This is a genomic window from Duganella rivi (assembly GCF_009857435.1).
Classification (GTDB): domain Bacteria; phylum Pseudomonadota; class Gammaproteobacteria; order Burkholderiales; family Burkholderiaceae_D; genus Rugamonas; species Rugamonas rivi.
Genome location: NZ_WWCK01000005.1, coordinates 533,580 through 553,201, shown reverse-complemented (window position 1 = coordinate 553,201; position 19,622 = coordinate 533,580). Strand labels below are relative to the sequence as shown.

Genomic DNA, 19,622 nt, shown 5'->3' with positions numbered 1-19,622 from the left:
AGTATCAGTTGGAAGCGGCTGCGCGCTGCGCAGCGTTGAAAGTCAGTTTGCGGTTGAGGGTGAATTGCAGCACCACCACCATCGGTAAAGTCAGCAGCTTGGCAATGCGCGGATCGAAGTGCAGCACGTCCACCAGCAGCGCCAGCAGCGCGGCCGAGGCGCCGAAGCCGATCGCCGCCACGCCGAGGAACATGGCCAGGCGCTGCGCCACGCGGTCGCGCATGCCGAAGGTCAGCACCCGGTTCAGCGCAAAGCTCAGCAGCGTGCCGGCCAGATAGCCGAGCAGATTGGCGCCCTGATACCACAGGCCAGCCGTCACGCTGAGGAAGAACACCAGGTAGTCGGTGCTGACGCCGAGGCCGCCGCACAGGCAGTACAGGATGAACTGGCGCATCAGGCTTGCTCCTCTTCTTTGGCCAGCAGGCCGACGGTCTCGCCGATCACGTATTGCGGCCGCGAGTTCAAGGTCAGCAGCACACGGCCCAGATATTCACCGAGCATGCCCAGCGCCACCAGCTGCACGCCGCCTATCATCAGGATCGTGACGATCAGCGACGACCAGCCGATCGGCATGGCGTCCAGCGTGAATTTCTGGATCACCAGCAGCACCGCCAGGATAAAGCCGACGCCGGCCATCACCAGGCCCGCAAACGAGGTCAAACGCAGCGGCACGATGGAGAAGTTGGTGGCCATCTTCAGCCACAGCGAGATCGACTTCTTCAAGCTATAGCCGCTGTCGCCGGCAAAGCGGTCGTGGTGTTCCACTTCCACCGTGCCGATATTGCGCGTCATCGACAGCACCAGGCCGTCGACGTAGACGTAAGGGCCGGTGTAGCGCAGGATGTCGCGCACGATGGCGGCGCGCATGGCGCGGAACGGCGACAGATACAGATCGGCAGGCTTGTTCATCAGGTAGCCGGCCACCTTGTCGTTGAGGCGGCTGCCCCAGACTTTCCAGCTGGCGTGCTGGCGGTTCTTGAAGCGCGCATACACCACGTCGCGGCCGGTGGCCAGTTCGGCCAGCAGGGTCGGGATGTCGGACGGCGAGTGCTGCAAGTCGTCGTCCATGGTCATGACGACCTGGCCGCGCGCCTCGGCAAAGCCGGCCATCAGCGCATTGTGCTGGCCGGCGTTCATGCGCAGCAGGATGCCGCGCACCCACGGGTGCCGGGCCGACAGCTGCTGGATCACGTGCCAGCTGCGGTCGGGCGACTGGTCGCAGACGAAGATGACTTCGTAGTTCTGGCGGGTTTCCGCCATGGTCTCCATCACGGCGTCAAGGCGCGACACCAGCTCCGGCAGGACTTTCTCGCTGCCATACACTGGGATCACGAACGACAGGTAGGGCGCGGTATCAGTCAGCATAGTATTTCCGTATCAGTTCGTTGATATAGTGATCGTCGATGACGATGCCGACGTCGGCGGCGGCGGCCATGGCCAGTTCCACGTCGATGTCGTAGCTGCCGCCCGATTCGATCAGGTCGAAGTAGGCGCGGCGGTCCATGACCGATTCAAAGATGCGCACCAGGTCGAGAATGGCCACCGAGTACGGGCAGGCGATATTGGTGACGCGGTTGTCGGCGTCGCCGCGCGCCAGCAGGCGGGCGCCAATGGCGGCAACATCGTCGACGTCGATCAGATTGCGGCGCGCCTTGGTCCAGACGTGGAACACGTCGCCGCTGGAGATGGTCTGGTACAGGTAGTTGGTCAGCGTGTGCGGATTGTCGATGCGGCCCACCACTTGCGGCAGGCGGAAAATCGCGTAGCGGCTGGAGCGCTCGGCAATCAGCTTTTCCTGCGCCTGCTTGTGCAGCACGTAAGGGGCGTTGGCTTGATCGGGGTCGGCGATCGAGCAGGTGCTGAAGTACACCAGGTGCTTGTCCTGGGCGAGCGCTTTTTCCAGCATGCGGCGTTCGCGCGCGAACTCCTCTGGGTCGGTCTCGCGCGAGTTCGACACGCCCGAGGCGAAGACGATCACGCCGGCGTTGTCCGAGAAATAGGGAGCGTAGGCCCTGGCCAGTAGTCCGTTACCGATAATCATAAAGTTCCAGCAGTAGAGGTTTGCAATGGCGGCGCCGCTGGTGCGCTGCCGATGTCGAGGCGGGTGAAGGCGATGCCGAGGGCGCGGCCATCGTCGCCCCAGCCCAGTTCGCGCGGCGAGATGGGCTGCGGCACCACCAGAGTGAGGGTGGTCTCGCCGCCCGGGTTATTCAGGCTCAGCGCCACTTTGCGCTGATCGCCAGTCAGGCGCAGCTTGCCTTCCTGCTGGCCGACCCGCACCAGCACGTCCTGCCCGGCGTTGGGGCCGAAGGCGTGGCCGAGCAGGCGCAAGGTCAGGTGCGGCGGCAGCGGCTTGACGAAGCGCAGCGTGACTTGCTTGCCGTTGGACCAGCGGCCCCACGGTTCCGCCACGCCGAGCCCTTCGCTCGATTGCAGTTGCGCCGACAGATCGGCGCGCTGGAAATCGAGCAGTTGCGGCTGCTGTGGCGCGACTTGCTCGTACAGCGTAAAGCCGGGCTGGCGCATGCGCTGCACCGCGTACGGCGGCGGCGCGTAGTCGCCGAACACCAGCAGCCAGCCGGTCTCGCTGAGATCGGTCAGGTCGATGGCGGCGCCGGCCGGCGTCGGCAGCAGCCGCGGCGCGGTTTGATCGAGCTGGAACTTGGCCTTGAACAGGCCGCCGTGGTCGGCCCCCACCAGGGTCAGGCTGGCCACCTGGGCCGGCGTCAGCTGCGCGCGCGCGTACTGGCCGGCGCGGTCGTAGACGTCGCCGTTGCGTGCCTGGCGCACGTCGGTGTCGATCATGCGCCCGGCGCCCAGCGCCCACAGCGGCAGGAAGGCAAACAGGAACAACTGCGCACCGAGGCGCGCGCGCCAGATCCAGCCGATCAGCGCCATCACGGCCACGTAGGCCAGCAGGCGGTACAGCTGCGGCTGGGCGGTGAGGCCGCGCAGTTCCGGGCTGTCGACGTAGGACGGCGTGAAATCGCCCAGCAGGGCGAAGCGGCCCCACTCGGCCAGCGCGATGAACGGCAGGGCGGCGCACACGCGCAGCACGCGGCTGCCGGCGGCATCGTTATTGAGCTGGGTGGCGGCAAAGATGGCCAGCAGCGGCAGCACGAAGTTGTAGTAGCGCCAGTGCAGGCGGCCGATGTTTTCCGACGGGCCGTTGCCGGTTACCGAGGCGGTAAACAGCACGGTCACGGCCAGCAGCGACAGCAGGGTCAGCGCGCTGTACAGGGCCAGCGGCGCGGCTTGCGGCGCGGCGCGGCGCGCGGCCGGGCTCAGGCCATAGCCGAGCAGGGCGGCCAGCGGCAGGCCGTACAGCAAGGCCAGGCCCATGCCGTGGCCGCGCAGGTTGAACAGCGCCAGCGCCAGCAATTCCGGCAGCGGCTTGCGGTGGGCGGCGGCGTATTCGGATTGATTGGCGTACAGGCTGCCGCTGAGGCTCAAGCCGTCGGCCCCGGCCACCAGGTAGCCTAGGCCGAAGCGCAGCACGGCAGCCACTGCCAGCATCAGCGCCACGTGCGCCAGCGCGCGCGGCGCGGCCTGGCGCAGGCGCGCGATCAACGCGCCTGGCGGCGCCGCCGACCAGCCGGCATACAGCATGGCGGCAGCCACGGCCGGCAGCAGGAACAGCGCGTGCACTTTAATCAGCATCAGCATGCCCATCGCCACGCCGGTGATGGCGGCGCGCTGCGCGCTTGGCTGCGCGTGGTAGCGCAGCGTGGCCCAGCTCAGCAGCCAGAACACGAAGAAGTAGCTGGCCTCCGGCATGAAGTAGGTGGTGTAGACGTTGAGCGGGCTCACGGCCGTCAGCACGGCGATGCCGAGCGCCAGCGGCGCGCTGGTGACGCGGCGCGCCACGGCGTAAATCAACGGCAGCGCGCCGAGGAACAGCAGCGCATTCAGGCCGCGCGTGCAATCGAGGAAGGCCGGGCCGCAGGCATTGGTGGCGCCGAACAGCGCAAGGTACAGGTAGGACGGCAGCGGCGCTTCGGCCAGCGGCGTCAGGCGCGCGATGCTGCTGTAGCTCCACTCGTCGGAAAACACGGCCGGATACAGGCCGGTGTTGCGCAGCGTGAGATAGGCGAACAACAGCGGCAAGGCCAGCAGCCATGCAGCGCGCAGCAACTTATCCGGTGATGAAAATGGTTTAGTCATTAAAACATTATATAAAAAATAAGAGGCTAAGGGGACAGCTGCTTAGCCCAGGCGCGCCAGCCAATCCTGGGTATCGCGCTGCAATTGCTCCCAGCGGTAGAAACGGCGGTGCTCGTAGTACAGCGCTCCCTCGTGCGGGCGCTGCGCCGTGCGCGCCGTGCTGGCCGCTTGCAGCGTCTGGCTGCCTTGCAGCAGGTAATGCAGCAGCACGAACGGGAACAAGCCGATCCAGGTCATGCGCTGCGATGGATAGCTGAGGCACAGGCGCAGGTAGCGCAGGCGCGCGCGCCACGGCAAGCGCGCGCGTTCCACCGCGCCGTTCGCGGCCAGCGGCGACAGCACGCGGAACCACGGCGAGCGCAGGCGGTGCGCGTTGTACAGCGCGTACTGGCGCACTTGCGCGAGCAAGCCCAGTCGCTGCGCCGTGTGCACGGTGATGAAGTGCAGCGCGTCGTGATCGTGATGGCCGCCTTCCCACGCTGTGACGGCGATGTGCTGTACCTGCCCGTAGCTGGCGATCCAGCTGGACAGCCAGGCGCCGGCCGCGTCCAGGTGCTGCGGCAGGCTGGCGTCGACAATGCCCAGCTGGTCGCCGGCAAAGTGGACGTCGGCCTGATCCACGCCCAGCTGCGCCAGCACCGCCAGCGACTCGGCGTTGCGGCGCGCCGCGCTGCCGTGGGCGCCATGGGTCAGGTAAGCGCAGCACACCCGCAGTCCTTGCAGGCGGCATTGTTCGATGGCGTGGAACACGCCAAACTCATCGTCTTGATGAGCGAACAGGAATAGCGCTACCGGGCGCTTGGCCAAATCAGTAGGCATCGAAGTCAAGGAAACTGAAATGGATGCGCGCGGCGTCCAGCTGCGGCACGCGGCCCGACAGCGAACGGTAAATCAGGTTCAGCGGCGACGGCCGCAAGCGCTGCGGAATGCTGACGTAGCCGGCCGGCGTGCCGGCGCTGTCCGGGCGCAGGCCGAGGTAGAGCCGCAGCGGCGCCCACGCGCCTGCGCTTGGCAGGGGGCTGGCGCCATCGAGGGCCAGCGTCAATTCATCGTAAGCGCGGGCGAGCCCCAGTGCGGCGGCGTCGAAGCCCCAGCGCGCGCCGTGGCGGCGCGCACGCACCGGCTGGCCCGGATTGCCGCAGCGCCAAGCGAGGCTGGCGCCGCTCCACTGGCGCGCGAACGACAGCGGCGCGCTATCGGCTATCGGGTTGATGCGGCCGATGCCGACGCGCGCTTCCAGCGGGCGCACCAGCTGGAAGCCGAGCTTGCGCACGAAGCCTGGCGTGCTGTTGGCGTTGGCCACGCCGTACACGCAATCAAAACCCGCTGCGGCGCCCGCTTCGTAGGTCATCGCGGCCAGCCTGGTGAACAGGCCTTGGCCCTGGTAGTTTGGATGGGTGGCCGTGTTCAGCGACAGCAGCACGCTCACTTCCGTGCCCTCGATGCGCGCGCGCGCCGGAATGCAGACGTAGTGCGCGGCCAGCGTTTCGCCGTCCCAGGCGTCGAAGCCCAGCGCCTGTCCATCCGGGTTGTCGGCATACAGCCATTGCAGGTAGGCCGGCGTGAATTTATCGGTGCCGGGGAAGCAAGCTTCAAACAGGGCGCGGTAGCGCGCCAGCGAGGCGGCGTCGGCTTGGATGGGACGGAATGCAATCATTTGAACACCCAGTGTTTGCTCAGCAGGTAGCCGTTGACGGCCACCACCGGCAGCGAGGCCAGCTTGCCGATCATCGCCATGCCGAACCAGTGCTGCGCCAGCGCCACCAGCGCCAGCGTGATGAGGTAATTAATCGCTACCACGCACAAGTAGCGCGCCACGGTGGCGCCGCTGCTCAATTGCTTGAAGGTGACCTTGGCGTGGAACAGGTAGTTGACCAGCAGGCCGGCCAGGAAGCCGGCCGATGCCGCCGTCAGCGGCGCGGCGCCGCCCATCAGCAAGCCTTGCATCAGGCCGACGTCGATCAGCGCGCACAGCACGCCGCCGGTCACGAAGACCAGGAATTGCGTCGACAGCAGCGCCGGCTTAGCCACGGCGGTGCGCCGTCAGGCGGTGAATGGCACGGCGCGGCACGGCGGCGATGTCGTAGGCGAGGAAGGCCAGCACCAGCTGCAAGCCCATCAGCATCGGCAGCGCCGACAGCATGACGGTGCCGGGCGCGGTGGCGACGCCGGCGCGCGCCGAAGCCAGCCAGTGCAGCGCGCCGTAAGCGGCGCCCCCTGCCAGCAGCAGCAGGCCGGTCGGCAGTTCGATCGACGCCAGCGACATGTCGCGCAGGTAGTAGTTGTAGAACAGGCGCTTGCTGAAGTTGCGCAGGTGCTTGGCCATGAATTCGGTGACGATTTTCGAAATCTTCAGGTTACTCACTTCGTCGCCGTAGTGGGCGTCCATCGGCACGTCCTGCACCACCGCGCGCAGGGTGTTCAGGCGGAACAGAATGTCGGTCTCGAAGAAGTAGCGCTTGCTGATCTTGGCGAACGGCAGGTGGCGCGCGGCGTCGGCGTGGATCGCGGTGTAGCCGTTGGTTGGGTCGAACAAATCCCAGTAGCCGGACGACAGCTTGGTCATCAAGGACAGCACGGCGTTGCCGAACAAGCGCATCTTCGGCATCTGGTGGATTTGTTCCAGGTCGAAGAAGCGGTTGCCCTTGGTGTAGTCGGCCTCGCCGTTCAGGATCGGCGCGACGAATTGCGGGATCAGCCTCGGATCCATCTGGCCGTCGCCATCGACCTTGACCATCACCTGCATGCCGTCGGCAATCGCCGCCTGGTAGCCGCTCATGACGGCGCCGCCGACGCCCTGGTTGTCCAGGTGCTCGATCACCACCACGCGCGGGTCGCTGCACTGGGTGCGCACCAGCGCGCCGGAGTGGTCCGGGCACTTGTCGTCGACCACATAGATGCGCGCCACTTCCGGGCCGATCGCCGCCAGCACGCCGAGAATATGGCGGGTGACGCGGTAGCTCGGAATCACGACCGCAATGCGGGCTTGTTCGGTATTGTTCATGCTGCTCCTGTGGTCGATGGCGCCAGCTGGCGATACCAGCGCTGCTGCGTCACGGCGTGCACCAGTTGATCGGTACTATCTTTCCAAGTCAGCCAAGGCATGGCGGACGATTGCGGCGCTTTGCCTGCGGCGTGCAGATCCAGCCATGCTTGCAGCGTGACGGCCAGTTCGGCGGCATTGTCGGCGTCGAAGTAGTAAGCGTGCTCGCCGCCGACTTCCCGGAACACCGGCAGGCTGCGCGCGATGATCGGCAGGCCGTGCTGGGCCGACTCGATCAGCGGCAGGCCGAAGCCCTCGCCGATGGACGCGGCCAGCAGGGCCGAGCAGGACTGGTACAGCTTGAGCAGCATCTCGTCCGACACGCCGGCCAGCCAGAACAGGCGCTGCTCGCGTTCCGGGTGGGCGCGCATTTTGTCGGCCAGCGCTTCCATCATCCAGCCTTGCTTGCCGACGATGACCAGGTTGGCGTCCACGCCTTGCTGCCACAGCAGCTCGAACGCTTCCAGCGCCTGCTGCTGGCCCTTGCGCGGCTCGATGGTGCCGACCATCAGCAGGCTAGGACGGGCGGCGATATTGGCCATCACGTGCTCGGCGTTGTCCGGCAGGCCGAAGCTCGGCGCGCTGGCGTCGATATCGGCGCCGAGGTGGAAGTAGCCCAGCTGCAGCGGGTCGAGGCGGCTACGGTTCGGGCGCGCGGCCAGCCAGTCGTGCAGCTCGTCGGCTACCGCGCGCGAGATGCACACCAGGCCATCGGAAACGGCGTCGATGGTGTCCAGGTATTCGGCAAAGTAGCCTTGCGCGCCGAGCGGGAACACGTCGGGACGCAGCACCGGCAGCAGGTCGTACACCACGAAATACATTTGCACGCCGCGGCGGCGCATGTCCAGCAGGCGCTGCAGGTTTTGCGCGGTGCCGTTGGTGAACAGGTCGAGGCCGAGGAACATGTCGCCGCTGCGCACTTCCAGCGGCGCGTCTTCCAGCGCCATCGGTTCGCAGCCCAGCATCTTCAGCGTGTAGGCGCGCGCGTAGCGGTACGGGCGGTTGCCGCCGTCGCTGTAGACCGGTTCGATGCGGTAGCCGGCCGGCGGCGCTTCGATCAGGCCCAGCAGGATGCTGCGCACCACGCGCTGGATGCCGGTCTTCAGGTCGGTCTGCACCAGCGCCGAGATATCGACAAACAGCTGGCGCGGCGCAGTCGGCAGGCGGTTGACGGCGATCGCTTCGGCGGTGTTCATCAACTCGTGTTCGGCCGGCGCCGGCAGGCGGCGCAGCGCCTCCAGCAGTTCGGCGTAGTGCGTTTGCGGGCTGGCGGCGGTCAGCTGTTCGATGGCGTCGCGGAACCGCGGGCCGACTTGTTCCGGCGCGTGGTGCGCGGCCATGTAGGCGCGTGCGCGCTGGCCCAGCGCGTGGCGTTCGCCGACGTCGGTGTGCAGTCTGGTCAGTGCGGCGCCGAGGTCGGCGCTGCTGCATTCGTCGTCCAGTTTGACCAGCACCGCGGCCGGCAGGTCGGCGCTGGAGCCGTGGGCGTTGACGACGGTCGGCAAGCCATACAGCAGGCAGTCCAGTACCGAGGCCGAGGTTTCGCCGCGCGTCTTGCTGCGCAGCTGGACGGCGGCATCGGCGGCAGCGAGGTAGCTGGCGTATTGGTCGGCGCTGACGAAGCCGGTGACGCGTACGCGGCCGGCGGCCGGGCTGGCGGCGATCTTGCGGCTGATTTCGCGGCCGTACTGGCCCGGGTCAGGCGCGCCGACGAATACCAGCTGGCAGCGCGGATCGGCGGCCAGCGGCGAGTCGAGGAAGGCGTCCAGCAGCACCTCATTCAATTTGGTCACGCCCATCATGCCGAAGCTGCAGATCATGAAGCTGTCGTCTTTCAGGCCCAGTGCGGCGCGGGCTTGCTGGCGGGTGCTGTCGGCCTGATAGCCGTCCGGCAGGCCGCGGATCAGCGGCACGGTTTGCCACAGCGCGCCGGTGTCGCCGCCGTACCAGTGCTGCGCCAGGCGGCGCGAGAACTCGGAATGGACGATGATGCCGGTGGCGTTATCGAGCACGCCTTTGTTGCACGGGAATTGCCAGATCGACGGGTTGCGGCCCTGGCGCTGGTGCGCCAGCAGGCCGGTGTAGCCGTGCGATTCGTACAGGGTGCTGAGGAAGGCGTGCGGCAGGTAGCCGTCGCGTTCCATGTTGTCCAGCACGCCGCTGAGGAAGAAGTCGTGCAGCACCACCACGCCCGGATACTGGTGCAGCAGTTCGAACATGTGCTGGTGCACGCCGTTGTTGCCGAAGTGGTAGAGCACGCGCTGGTATTCGCTGGCGTGCGCTTCAAACCATGCAATGTCGCGCAGGGTGTAGGCGGCTTGCAGGCGCTGTTCGCAGGCGGCCGGCTGTTCGACGATCAGTTCGATGTCGTAGAACTGCTGCAGTTGCGCGATCAGTTCGACGCTGTAGTCGGCAATGCCGGATTGCTGCGGCGGCAGCGGCGACAAGTAGGCCATGCGCGGCTTGGTGGCCGGCGCTGCTGTTGCGGTGGCTGGCAGGGCATCCAGTGCGGCTTGCAGGCCGTCGGCGCTGCTGATGCGCAGGACGTGGATGCCATCGATGGCGGCTGCCACGGCGGCGCCGGGCGTCCACACGGCGTCGGCGCGCAGGTCGGCCAGCATGGTGGCGTGCATGGCAATAGCCGCTTGCCTGGCCCAGACGCTGTCGCCGGCCGGTGCTTCAAACACGTGAATCTGCTGGCCGGCAAACGCCAGGCGCAGGGCAGGGATGCTGTTCGCGTAACGCGCGTGCAGCAGGATCAAAACGGTGTGGTGGCTTGCGGCGCGCTGCGCCACGGCCTGCGCCAGCGCCACGGTAGCGGCGGTGTCGGCGGCGGCGCCGTTCTGGCAAGCCTGCAAGTCAATAACGATGCGCATAGTCGGTGATCAGGAAGAGGAACGGGAACGCTTTAAATCGGCCAGCACGCGGCGCGCCGATTGCGGCATCATGGCCTGCGCCGGCGGCACGCCGGGCTGCACCGGCGCCAGCTGGCTGGTGCCGCGCAGGCGCGAGTACCAGCCCATGGCGCGCTTATCCAGCGCCGGGAAGCGTGTCAGCACGGCCAGCACCACACGGCGCACGGCAGGCTTCTTGGCCAGCGACACCAGCACGCGGCGCAGCGCGCCACGCAGCAGCGGCAGCAGCACGGCCGGCTTGCCGTAGTGGCCGGCCAGGCGCAGCGGCTTGGTGATTTTCCACGAGGTGCTAGCGTAGGTCGCATTCAGCTGGCCTTCCAGCTGCAAGGCCCAGGCGGCGGTTTCGCGGCGGCTGATCTCGGCGGCGTCAGCGTGGTCTTGCACGATTTTGCTGGCACGTTCGGATTCGCGCAGTGCCGCTTCCACCACGTTGTATTGCGCTTGCACGGCGGCGGTTTGCTTATGAGCGTCGTCCAGCAGGGCGCGCGCCTGCGCCAGCTCGGCGTCGATTTCGGCCAGGCGGTTTTCGGATTCCGAGGCCGCCACGTCGGCAGCGGTGGCGCGTTTCCACGCTTTGTCGAGATGATGGAAGATGTAATCGTCAAACACATTGGCCTGCACCGTCAGCGCGGCCAGCAGTTCCGGGTGTTCCTGCGCCACGTAGTAGCGGTTCAAGCCGTCGAAGTAGGCGAACTGGTAGCCGTGCGGCGTCACCAGCGGCTCCCACGTTGCGTGATTGGTCTCGCGGCTGTTCGGCAGCGTGGCTTCAATCACCAGCAGCCATGGCCGCCATTTTTGCAGGTCCATGCCGCGCAGGACTTCGCCTTCAAAACCTTCAACGTCGATCTTGAGGAAGTGAATTTGTTGCGGCGCGTACTCGGCGCAAATGCCGGACAGCGTGCGCAGCGGCACTTGCACTTCCACTACATCGATGCCTTCGGCGCGGTGCGCCTGGGCGGTGCTGGCGTCGGTCGAGGCCCAGCCGTTGACCGATGGCGTGTCGTACAGCGTGATGCTGCCTTCTTGCGCGCCGCAAGCGACGGCCAGGTTGATGTCGCGCGGGCGCGCTTGCAGGAATACCTCGTGATACGACGGCATCGGCTCGACGTTGATGCCATGCCAGCCGGCGTCGTAAAACGCCTTGGTGACCGAATGCTCTTCCGGGTCGTTGGCGCCGACGTCGATGTAGAAACCGGCCGGCACGTGCTTGAGCGCGCGCCACAGCAGCACGTCTTCAGCGTTTTGGGCGTAGGAGATAAAGCTCATGGGTGTTGGATTTCAATAGCCGGATCAAGGAAGGCCGAACCTTCGAAATGCGGGCGGCGCATGTTCACCACGGTGAACACCAGCGCCAGGTCGCGCCATTCGTAATTGTTGACCAGATGGGTATCGGTGCTGACGATGGCGGTGGCCACCGAGTAGGTGCCCGCGCCCAGGTTCATCGGGAAGCGGAAGCGGTACACGGTTTGTGATCCGGGCTGCACATCGTTCAGCGGCAGTTGCTTGAGGTCGGTGTTGGTGCCGTACATGGTCTGGCCGAGGCGGTCCTTGATCATGTAGCCGAGCACCATGCGCGGAATCGCGGCGCGTGCCGTGACCGTCACTTGCAGCGTGACCTCGGCGCCGACGTCCACCACCTCGACCGGCGCGCCCGATTCATCGAGCAGGGCGATCGAGCTGACCGTTGCTTCGCCGGTGCCGGAGGTGGTTTGTTTCTTGCCGTCGTCCAGTTCTTCCACGCGCACGGTGGCGTTCTCGCGCTCGGCGATCATGGCGTTGTAGTAGTCCATGATTTCTTCCGGCGGGCCCTGGCGCGACAGGCGGCCGGCGTCCAGCAGGATGGCGCGGTCGCACACCGACTGGATCGCCTGCTTGTCGTGCGAGACCAGCAGCAGGGTGGTGCCGGCGGCGCGGTACTGGCGGATGCGCTCGAAGCTCTTGTGCTGGAAGTAGGTATCGCCCACCGACAGCGCTTCGTCGACAATTAAAATGTCCGGGCGGCGCGCGGTGGCGACGCTGAAGGCCAGGCGCATCTGCATGCCGCTCGAGTACACGCGCACCGGCTGGTCGATGTAGTCGCCGATTTCGGCAAAGGCTTCAATCTCCGGCATCAGCGCGTGGATTTCATCGACGCGCAGGCCCAGCAGCTGGCCCGCCATGATGACGTTCTGGCGGCCGGTGAAGTCCGGGTGGAAGCCCATGCCCAGCTCCAGCAGTGCGGCCACGCGGCCTTCCATGTAGACGCTGCCAGTGGTCGGCTGGGTGGTGCCGGTGATCAGCTTGAGCAAGGTGCTCTTGCCGGCGCCGTTGACGCCGATCAGGCCCACTGCCTCGCCCGGCGCGACGCGGAATTCAATGTCCTGCAAAATCCATTTGAGCTTGTGCTGCTGGCCGGAGAACGGCAGCAGCCATTCCGCCAGCCGCGCCCAGCGCGTTGGATATTGTTTGTAGGCCTTGCCCAGTTTGGTAACGGTAATCGCGCCCATCAGAGTTCATCCACCATTTCGCCGGCGCGCGCGCGGAACAGCTTCATGCCCAGCGCGCACAGCAGCACCGCCAGTACGGCGGCCGGCAGCAGGCTGGCCCAGTCCGGCGCGCGGGCGCTCAGCAGGATGGTCTGGTAGCCCTGGATCACGGCCGCCATCGGGTTCCAGGCCAGCAGCGGGCGCAGCTCGGCCGGCAGGATGGTGGCAGGGTAGACGATGGGCGTGAACCAGAACCAGAACTGGATGAAGATCTGGAAGAACTGGCCGACGTCGCGGAAGAACACGTTGAGGATGCCCAGCACCAGGCCCAGGCCGATCGCCAGCGCCACTTGCAGCAGCAGCAGCGGCAGCAGCAGCAGGAACACCGCGCCGGGGAACTGGCCGGAGGCGATCAGGAACACGGTGAACAGGCCGAAGATGATGCCGAAGTTGACCAGCGCGTTGAGCACCACGATCACCGGCAGGCAGATGCGCGGGAAGCTGATCTTCTTGAGCAGGTTGGCCTGTTCGAGGAACATGTTTTGCGCGCGGCTGGTGATTTCGGCAAACAGGCCCCAGGTCAGCACGCCGGCGCACAGGTAGATGCTGTAGCCGTACTGGCTGACGTCGCCCGGCAGGCGGCTCTGCATCACCTGCGAGAAAATCAGCGTGTAGACCAGGATCATGGCCAGCGGATTCAGCACGGTCCAGGCCGCACCCAGCATGGTGTTGCGGTACTTGGACTGGAACTCCCGTTGTACGCTACCCAGCACGAAGCCGCGGCTGTGCCACAGGGCACGCAGCATGGCGCTCATGCGCCGTTCAGCCGGACGCGCGGCATGGTGTGAAGGGTGGGAAAAATCATAGTCATTCTGCAATAGTCAGCCGGGGATTATACCGCACGGCCTTGCAAGCTTGCTATGCTGTAACAGCTTGTTACGCGGCCGTTGTTAGCCGGCAGTTTGTCCCAGTTTTTGCAGTGCCGGCAGGTCGAGGATCAGCAGGCGGTGGGTTTCCTTGCGCACGATGCCTTGCTGGCCCAGGGTCAGCAGCGCGCGGGTGACGGTCTCGCGGCTGGTGTTGATCATGTTGGCAATATCCTGGTGGGTCGGCAGGTTGTCGACCACGTCCTCGCCGTTGACTTGCTTGTGGTGCAGCAGCAGGAAGTTGTAGATGCGCTTGATGGTGTTGTTGATGCTGAGCAGGGCGCGGAATTCCGAGTCGCGCTGGATTTTTTGCGCCAGGTGTTGCAGCATTTGCTGCGCCACCCACGGCGAGTGCGAGAACAGGTACATGGCCAGCGGCGCCGGCAGGAAGGCCACCAGCACGTCGGTGGTGGCCACTACCGAGGCGGAACGGGTGGAGTTGTTGATCAGCGCGATTTCGCCAAAGAAGTCGCCGGGCGCCAGCATGCGCAGGCCGATGGCGCGGCCGTCTTCGGTGATGTCGACCACTTGCAGCTGGCCGGACAGCAGGAACAGCAAGCCGTCGCCGCTGCCGCCCTTGTGCAGCACCATCTCGCGCTTATTGTAGCCGCGGATGCGGATCTCGGCCTTGACCTTGACCATGTCCTCCTCGCTCAGCTGCGACAGCAGTGGAATCTTGCGCAGGTGAACGTGCAAATTCGGCTGGCGTGCCTGTTCCACCGAGGTCTGGACAGCATCGTCGGTGGGCGCGGGCGCGGAATTGGGAATCGTGGCTTGCATGGTTACAAGTATCTCACATCAGCTGGTACAGGGCATAGGGCAGCGCCACCACAGCAATGCCGGCGGCGTTGGCGGCCATGTCGGGCCAGGAGAAGTCGCGGTCGGGCACCAGCTGCTGCAGGCATTCGATCAGCCAGCCGGCCAGCAGCAGGGCGGCCAGCCCCAGCAGCATTTGCGTCCCGGTTTGCGCCAGCGGCAGGGCCAGCGCAGTGAGCACGGCAAAGGCTATGCCGTGCATTAATTTATCGTTGGGCAACGCGCGTGGCAAGTAACGGTTGGGTATCATGCACGCCACCACCACAGCCACCAGCGCGGCGCCAAATACTACCCAAGCCATCATGTTTCTCTTTCAACTTATGGACTCAACCATTGCCAGCTCAGCTGCAATTGGCGGTCATTGTACTGAAAGATCGAGATGTTTTCCTTATTTTGCACGCGCCGCACTTCCATCAGCAGGTTTTGATTTTTGCTGAACGGATAGGTCAGACTGGCGCGCCACACTTGCGTGACTTGCTTGCGCACCTGGTCGATCAGGCCCGGCGAATAGACGGACTGGCTCTGCCAGTCCTGGCGTGTGTAGCCGAGTTCGCCGGTGCTCAGGTAGGGCAGCAACTGGCGCCATTGCAGGGCGACCGTGCTGCCGTGGCGGTTGCCGCCGGGACGGTTTTCGCTGGCGCGGTCGTTCAGCAGGCCGACGCTGGCGCTGGCATAGTGGTTGCCGGCGCGGTACACCAGCTGGCCGCGCAGTTCGGCGGTGTTGCCGCGGAAGTTGTCCAGGGTTTCATAGTCGACGTGGGTGAGGCCGCTGTACAGCGAGAATTGCAGCGTGTCCGGCAAGGGCAGCGGCGGCATCAGTTGCGCTTGCAACTGCGCTTGTTTCTGGTAGAGCGCGCCGCCCAGCGTGGTCATGCCGAGGCTGACGGTGGTGCGCAGCTTCCAGTTGCGGTAGCGCCACGGCGTATCCATGCCGGCAAACAGGGCCGAGCTGTCGTAGGCATGCTGGGTGTCGTTGCGGCGGTCCTGGAATTGCACGAAGCCCTGCGAGCCGTTCGGCGTAAGGTCGCGGATGTAGTCGGCCGAGACCACGGTGTATTGGTCATGCTTGGGCAGAAAGTCGGGCAGCAGCACCAGTCCGCCGTCGGTGGAGCCGGGCGGCAGGTAGACCGCGCTATCGGCGCCCTGGTTGACGTTTTGCTCGATGCCGCGGCTGACGATGATGCTGTATTGCGAGCGCGGCTCCCAGTTTTTGCAGCCGCCGGCGCGGGTTTGGGCGATCAGCTTGTGGATTTCCGGCGGCGGCGCGAAGCGGTCCTCGATGGCCTCGAACAGGCGTTCGGCTTCGGCGGTGCGGCCCAGCGCGCACTGGATCAGGGCCAGGTCGAGCCAGGCTCCGGCGTGCAGCGGCTCTTGCTCGATCACGCGCTTCAGGGTTTCGCTGGCGTCGTCGCGGCGGCCCTCGGTGATTGAGCGCAAGGCGTCGCGGTACAGGTCCTGGGTGGCGTCGCCGCTATTGTCGGTCTGGGCGTGCGCGGCCGCGCCTGTCACCAGGACGGCCAGCAGCACGGCGCGGTGCAACATGGCGCGCATCATGCAGACGGGGCCAGCGCCGGCGGCGTAACAGTTGAAGAAACAGCAGTATCCATGCCCTGCGCAATCGTATAAAGAGTGGTGGTTTTTTCCTTGCCGCGCAACTGGCGTTCGCCCAGCAGCAGGAAATGGTGACGGCGCGCGCGCGCTACCGTGCCGGCGCCGACGATCACGTCGTGCGGGAAGTCGCGCGCGGCTTGCTCCAGCCGCGAGGCGGTGTTGACGCTGTCACCGACCGCAGTATAGATGCTGCGGAAGCTGGTGCCAAAGTCGCCCGCCATGGCGGTGCCGCTTTCGATGCCGATGCGCACCCGCAGCGGCGCATGACCGTCGGCCTCGCGCTGGGCGCTGAAAGCGCGCACGCGGCGCAATATTTCTGCCGCGGCATCGAGCGCCTTGTCGGCGTGCTGGTCTTGCGGCAGCGGCGCGCCCCAGAACGCCACCAGGCCGTCGCCGGTGTATTTGTCGAGCGTGCCTTCCTGCTCAATCACCGGGCCGGTCAGGCAGGCCAGGAACTCGCGCGTCAGCAGTGCGCCTTGCTCCACCGGCAGCGATTCAACGTGGCTGGTGTAGCCCTCCATGTCGGCAATCAGGGTGGTGACGTCGAGCTGGCGCGGGGCCAGCGGATCCTTGATGTCTTGCCGCAGCAATTGCTGCACCACCGACGGCGCCACATACTGGCGCAGCGTGCCGAGCAGATGGCGCGAGCGGCGCTGCGCTTGCTGCCACTGGTAGGGTACGGCCACCGCCAGCAGGAAGGCCAGCGTGGCCAGCGGCCCGGTGCTGACCAGCGCCGGGTCGTGCGGCGCCAGCAAGTACGCCAGGCCCAGCCACAGCAGCGCGGCGGCGGCCAGCAGGGCGACGCCGGCGGCGGCCGACAGGCGCGGCAGCGCACTCATCACCAGCACGGTAACGCCCAGCGCGTACAGCGCGGCCAGCAGGCGGCCCGGCCACGGCGCCGGCTGCACGCCGGCGTGGATGTCGAGCAGGGCCGACAGCATTTCCGCCTGCACCCCGAGGCCGGGGCGGTTGGGCGCCAGCGGCGTGGCGACGCGGTCGCCCAAGCCGAGCGAGGAGGAGCCGACCAGCACCACGCGGCCGGCGGCGCTGTGGGCGGCAATGCGCTGGGCCAGAATGTCGGCCGCCGACACTACCGTGTAGGCGCTCCAGTCGCGCTGGTAGGGCACGCGCAGCACGGCGCCGTGGCCGGTGTCGGGCTTGGCGTTGCAGCAACTTTGCAGGATCGCCAAGGCCAGCGCCGGGTAGGCTTGGGCTTGATAGGTGGTCAGCAGCGGCACCCGGCGCAGCACGCCGTCGCTGTCCGGCACGTAGCCGATATTGCCGACATGGGGCGCGCCATGCCACGCAGGCTGGTTGGCGATGTAGCCGGTGGCCGCCAGCGGCGTGGCGCCGGGCGGCAGCGGCACGGCGCCGGCCAGCTGGCCTTCGCGCAGCAGGTCGGGGCGGGTGCTGGAGTAATCAAAGGCTTGCGCCAGCACCAGCGGCGCGTGCCGGGCCAGCAGGGCAAGGCGGGTGTCGCCCTCGCTGTCTGCCGGGCGCGGCAGCACGATGTCGAGGCCGACGCCGCGCGCGCTGTAGGCGGTCAGCAAGGTTTCCACCAGGTCGGCCAGGCGGCTGCGCGGCCATGGCCACGGGCCCAGCTCGGCCAGACTGGCTTCATCGATATCGACGACTAAGATGCGGGGTTCGGGCGCGCTGCTCACCTGTAGGCGCAGGAAGCGGTCGCGCAGCCAGGCATCGGCAAAGAAAGAACTGCCGGCGGGACTCAGCCACTGCGCCCACAGCGTCAGCAGCACGGCCGCCATGGCGATACCGCTACGGATCAGCAGCGACGGCGTCAGGCGGCGAACAGTGAGTCCCGAAAATATCATTTATGCAATCAAAGGGGCTGCGTCTCGCCGGCCGTCGCCGGGGCGGACGCCGCTGGGTCTAATCACGCAGTATAGCTTAATTGCAACGGTAAACGAACTGATGAAAGCTTTGCTACAAAGTGTAACGCATGGCAAGGCTGGTATTTTATTTCGGTAGAATTGTGACAGTCATCACGGTAAGTCTTGCTGCGCGCCGGATAATGACATCTGGAAAAAAGGAGTCTCACCATGTTGCGTCAATTTGTCTTCACCGCTGTTGCGGCCTTGTTTGCGGGGCAGGCCCTTGCCGCCGAGGCAGGGAAGATCATATTTGTCGCCGGTTCGGCCCAGGTGGCCGGTAAGGCCGCGCAATTGAATAGCGCGGTCCAGGAAGGCGACCTGCTGCACACCGGCGCCGACGGCTATGTCTACGTCAAGACGCTGGATAACGGCCTGTTCATCCTGCGCCCGAATACCGAGGCGCGCATCGTCAGCTATCACATCGACGCCGCCAACCCGGCCAACACCCGCATCAAGCTGGAGTTATTGAGCGGCGTGGCGCGCAGCCAGTCGGGCGAGGCGGTCAAGCTGGCGCGCCAGAACTTCCGTTTCAACACGCCGGTGGCCGCCATCGGCGTGCGCGGCACCGATTTTACCGTGTTCACAGATAAAGACACCTCGCGCGTGGCGGTGGTGTCGGGCGCGATCACCATCAGCGGCTTTAGCGGCGGTTGCCGCGCCGACGGCGCCGGCCCGTGCGAAGGCGCGGCGGCGCGTGAACTGTCGGCCGCGCAAAAAGGCCAGCTGCTGCAAATCCAGCGCGGCCAGTCGGCCGCGCAACTGATGTCCAGCCCGTCGCTGTTGCCGGACGTGGTGTCGCCGCCGCGCCCGGACGAGCCGAGCACCGGCAAGAGCAGCAGCGGCAGCGTGGGCGCCAACGAGCCCAGCCTCGACGCCAAGAAAAACCTGAGCCTGCAGGCGCAACTGCCGCAGGTCAATACCGTCACGCCGACGCCGCCGTTGGTGGAGCCGGTGACGCCGGTAGTGCCGCCGGTGGAAGTGCCGGCGCCGCAGGTGGTGAGCTGGGGCCGCTGGGCGGCGCTGGCCGACAAGGCGCCGACCGCCGGGCTGTCCAAGGATGGCGCTACCCGCGTGGCGCTGACCGAAAGCTATGTGCTGTTCCGCAGCGACAGCGGCGCGCCGTACGTGCTGCCGGAGCGCGGCAACGCCGGTTTCGCGCTGGCCAGCAGCGAGGCGGTGGTGCGCGACTCGGTGACGCAGGCGCGCTCGATGGCCACCCTGAGCAACGGCCAGTTGAACGTCGACTTCGGCAAGGCCGCGTTTACCACCAGTTTTGACGTGCTGGATCAGTCGGTCAGCTACAAGATGGCGAGTTTTGGCAGTGTCACTAAAGACGGCCAGTTCAGCTCATCGAATCAATATAATGCGGCCAGCAATATGATGGTAAATGGCTTGCTGAGCGGCGATGGCGGCGCTACCTATTTGTTCGAGGGCCTGCTCAACCCGCGCCGGGTGATTTCCGGCGTGACCGTGTGGACGCCTACTGCCGCCAAGTAACATCAATTTCCCCGTCAAGTGCCTCTAAGCGGCGCGGTTGCACACTGAATGTGCAGCCGCGCCGTTTTTTTATGGGTAATTAATCGATAAATACCCGCTATTTAAAAAGCGTATTAATTTATATTGTTCTCAAATATTCACACATTCTCACCACGGCCGTGGCAATGTTGCCCGCTTGAGTAAACTTATTGATTTCTGCCTCTTCATCTCTGATAATGGCCCGCGTGGTAATTTCTGTCGCTAAAACGTCAAAAATATGATGCGATTTAGGGTTTTTTGTGACGCCCGTCACA

At 65.8% G+C, this 19,622-nt stretch carries 17 protein-coding genes; 1 reads left to right on the top strand and 16 read right to left on the bottom strand.

The features are described 5' to 3' along the window. Nucleotides 1–4: 4 nt before the first annotated feature. From GTP45_RS18620 to GTP45_RS18545, 16 genes are all read right to left on the bottom strand, one after another. Nucleotides 5–394: a GtrA family protein gene (locus GTP45_RS18620; RefSeq protein WP_161015366.1), complete on the bottom strand. Its 390-nt coding sequence runs from the start codon at nt 392–394 to the stop codon at nt 5–7. Beyond that, nucleotides 394–1,365 carry a glycosyltransferase family 2 protein gene (locus GTP45_RS18615; protein ID WP_161015365.1) on the bottom strand — a complete coding sequence of 324 codons (972 nt, stop codon included), beginning with the start codon at nt 1,363–1,365 and terminating at the stop codon, nt 394–396. The genes GTP45_RS18620 and GTP45_RS18615 overlap by 1 nt, the downstream gene beginning before the upstream one ends. Beyond that, a complete protein-coding gene (locus tag GTP45_RS18610) occupies nt 1,355–2,041 on the bottom strand; it encodes an NAD-dependent epimerase/dehydratase family protein (protein ID WP_161015364.1) in 687 nt (228 codons plus the stop codon). The genes GTP45_RS18615 and GTP45_RS18610 overlap by 11 nt, the downstream gene beginning before the upstream one ends. Continuing rightward, nucleotides 2,038–4,164, bottom strand: a complete 2,127-nt coding sequence (locus tag GTP45_RS18605) for an ArnT family glycosyltransferase (RefSeq protein WP_161015363.1) — start codon at nt 4,162–4,164, stop codon at nt 2,038–2,040. The genes GTP45_RS18610 and GTP45_RS18605 overlap by 4 nt, the downstream gene beginning before the upstream one ends. Before the next feature lie 42 nt (nt 4,165–4,206). Beyond that, complete coding sequence (locus tag GTP45_RS18600; RefSeq protein WP_161015362.1) at nt 4,207–4,983, bottom strand: PIG-L deacetylase family protein; 777 nt, start codon at nt 4,981–4,983, stop codon at nt 4,207–4,209. Beyond that, nucleotides 4,973–5,821: a GNAT family N-acetyltransferase gene (locus GTP45_RS18595; protein WP_161015361.1), complete on the bottom strand. Its 849-nt coding sequence runs from the start codon at nt 5,819–5,821 to the stop codon at nt 4,973–4,975. Before GTP45_RS18595 ends, GTP45_RS18600 begins: the two co-directional genes overlap by 11 nt. Next, on the bottom strand, nt 5,818–6,195 hold the full coding sequence (locus GTP45_RS18590) for a GtrA family protein (RefSeq protein ID WP_161015360.1): 378 nt from the start codon (nt 6,193–6,195) through the stop codon (nt 5,818–5,820). Before GTP45_RS18590 ends, GTP45_RS18595 begins: the two co-directional genes overlap by 4 nt. Next, a complete protein-coding gene (locus GTP45_RS18585) occupies nt 6,188–7,168 on the bottom strand; it encodes a glycosyltransferase family 2 protein (RefSeq protein ID WP_161015359.1) in 981 nt (326 codons plus the stop codon). The genes GTP45_RS18590 and GTP45_RS18585 overlap by 8 nt, the downstream gene beginning before the upstream one ends. After that, nucleotides 7,165–10,083: a glycosyltransferase gene (locus GTP45_RS18580; protein ID WP_161015358.1), complete on the bottom strand. Its 2,919-nt coding sequence runs from the start codon at nt 10,081–10,083 to the stop codon at nt 7,165–7,167. The genes GTP45_RS18585 and GTP45_RS18580 overlap by 4 nt, the downstream gene beginning before the upstream one ends. Nucleotides 10,084–10,092: 9 nt before the next feature. Then, nucleotides 10,093–11,388, bottom strand: a complete 1,296-nt coding sequence (locus tag GTP45_RS18575; RefSeq protein WP_161015357.1) for an FkbM family methyltransferase — start codon at nt 11,386–11,388, stop codon at nt 10,093–10,095. Further along, entirely contained in the window at nt 11,385–12,608 is a 1,224-nt protein-coding gene (locus GTP45_RS18570) for an ABC transporter ATP-binding protein (protein ID WP_161015356.1), read from the bottom strand. Before GTP45_RS18570 ends, GTP45_RS18575 begins: the two co-directional genes overlap by 4 nt. Next, nucleotides 12,608–13,402, bottom strand: a complete 795-nt coding sequence (locus GTP45_RS18565) for an ABC transporter permease (protein WP_161015355.1) — start codon at nt 13,400–13,402, stop codon at nt 12,608–12,610. The genes GTP45_RS18570 and GTP45_RS18565 overlap by 1 nt, the downstream gene beginning before the upstream one ends. 135 nt (nt 13,403–13,537) lie before the next feature. Next, complete coding sequence (locus GTP45_RS18560) at nt 13,538–14,293, bottom strand: Crp/Fnr family transcriptional regulator (RefSeq protein ID WP_161015354.1); 756 nt, start codon at nt 14,291–14,293, stop codon at nt 13,538–13,540. A gap of 13 nt (nt 14,294–14,306) precedes the next feature. After that, a complete protein-coding gene (locus tag GTP45_RS18555; protein ID WP_161015353.1) occupies nt 14,307–14,633 on the bottom strand; it encodes a VanZ family protein in 327 nt (108 codons plus the stop codon). A gap of 14 nt (nt 14,634–14,647) precedes the next feature. Then, on the bottom strand, nt 14,648–15,871 hold the full coding sequence (locus tag GTP45_RS18550; protein WP_229258527.1) for a tetratricopeptide repeat protein: 1,224 nt from the start codon (nt 15,869–15,871) through the stop codon (nt 14,648–14,650). Between the two features lie 8 nt (nt 15,872–15,879). Next, nucleotides 15,880–17,772 (bottom strand): CHASE2 domain-containing protein, encoded by a 1,893-nt coding sequence (locus tag GTP45_RS18545; protein WP_161015352.1) that lies wholly within the window; start codon nt 17,770–17,772, stop codon nt 15,880–15,882. Between the two features lie 228 nt (nt 17,773–18,000). Here GTP45_RS18545 and GTP45_RS18540 point away from each other — a divergent pair, with 228 nt between their 5' ends. Next, on the top strand, nt 18,001–19,329 hold the full coding sequence (locus tag GTP45_RS18540; RefSeq protein ID WP_161015351.1) for a FecR family protein: 1,329 nt from the start codon (nt 18,001–18,003) through the stop codon (nt 19,327–19,329). Nucleotides 19,330–19,622 lie beyond the last annotated feature (293 nt).

Coding starts and splice junctions, on each gene's coding strand:
- GTP45_RS18585 (WP_161015359.1), bottom strand. CDS start 7,168: ATGAACAATACCGAACAAGCCCGCATTGCGGTCGTGATTCCGAGCTAC.
- GTP45_RS18545 (WP_161015352.1), bottom strand. CDS start 17,772: ATGATATTTTCGGGACTCACTGTTCGCCGCCTGACGCCGTCGCTGCTG.
- GTP45_RS18540 (WP_161015351.1), top strand. CDS start 18,001: ATGTTGCGTCAATTTGTCTTCACCGCTGTTGCGGCCTTGTTTGCGGGG.
- GTP45_RS18600 (WP_161015362.1), bottom strand. CDS start 4,983: ATGCCTACTGATTTGGCCAAGCGCCCGGTAGCGCTATTCCTGTTCGCT.
- GTP45_RS18580 (WP_161015358.1), bottom strand. CDS start 10,083: ATGCGCATCGTTATTGACTTGCAGGCTTGCCAGAACGGCGCCGCCGCC.
- GTP45_RS18610 (WP_161015364.1), bottom strand. CDS start 2,041: ATGATTATCGGTAACGGACTACTGGCCAGGGCCTACGCTCCCTATTTC.
- GTP45_RS18595 (WP_161015361.1), bottom strand. CDS start 5,821: ATGATTGCATTCCGTCCCATCCAAGCCGACGCCGCCTCGCTGGCGCGC.
- GTP45_RS18555 (WP_161015353.1), bottom strand. CDS start 14,633: ATGATGGCTTGGGTAGTATTTGGCGCCGCGCTGGTGGCTGTGGTGGTG.
- GTP45_RS18550 (WP_229258527.1), bottom strand. CDS start 15,871: ATGTTGCACCGCGCCGTGCTGCTGGCCGTCCTGGTGACAGGCGCGGCC.
- GTP45_RS18605 (WP_161015363.1), bottom strand. CDS start 4,164: ATGACTAAACCATTTTCATCACCGGATAAGTTGCTGCGCGCTGCATGG.
- GTP45_RS18620 (WP_161015366.1), bottom strand. CDS start 394: ATGCGCCAGTTCATCCTGTACTGCCTGTGCGGCGGCCTCGGCGTCAGC.
- GTP45_RS18575 (WP_161015357.1), bottom strand. CDS start 11,388: ATGAGCTTTATCTCCTACGCCCAAAACGCTGAAGACGTGCTGCTGTGG.
- GTP45_RS18565 (WP_161015355.1), bottom strand. CDS start 13,402: ATGAGCGCCATGCTGCGTGCCCTGTGGCACAGCCGCGGCTTCGTGCTG.
- GTP45_RS18570 (WP_161015356.1), bottom strand. CDS start 12,608: ATGGGCGCGATTACCGTTACCAAACTGGGCAAGGCCTACAAACAATAT.
- GTP45_RS18615 (WP_161015365.1), bottom strand. CDS start 1,365: ATGCTGACTGATACCGCGCCCTACCTGTCGTTCGTGATCCCAGTGTAT.
- GTP45_RS18560 (WP_161015354.1), bottom strand. CDS start 14,293: ATGCAAGCCACGATTCCCAATTCCGCGCCCGCGCCCACCGACGATGCT.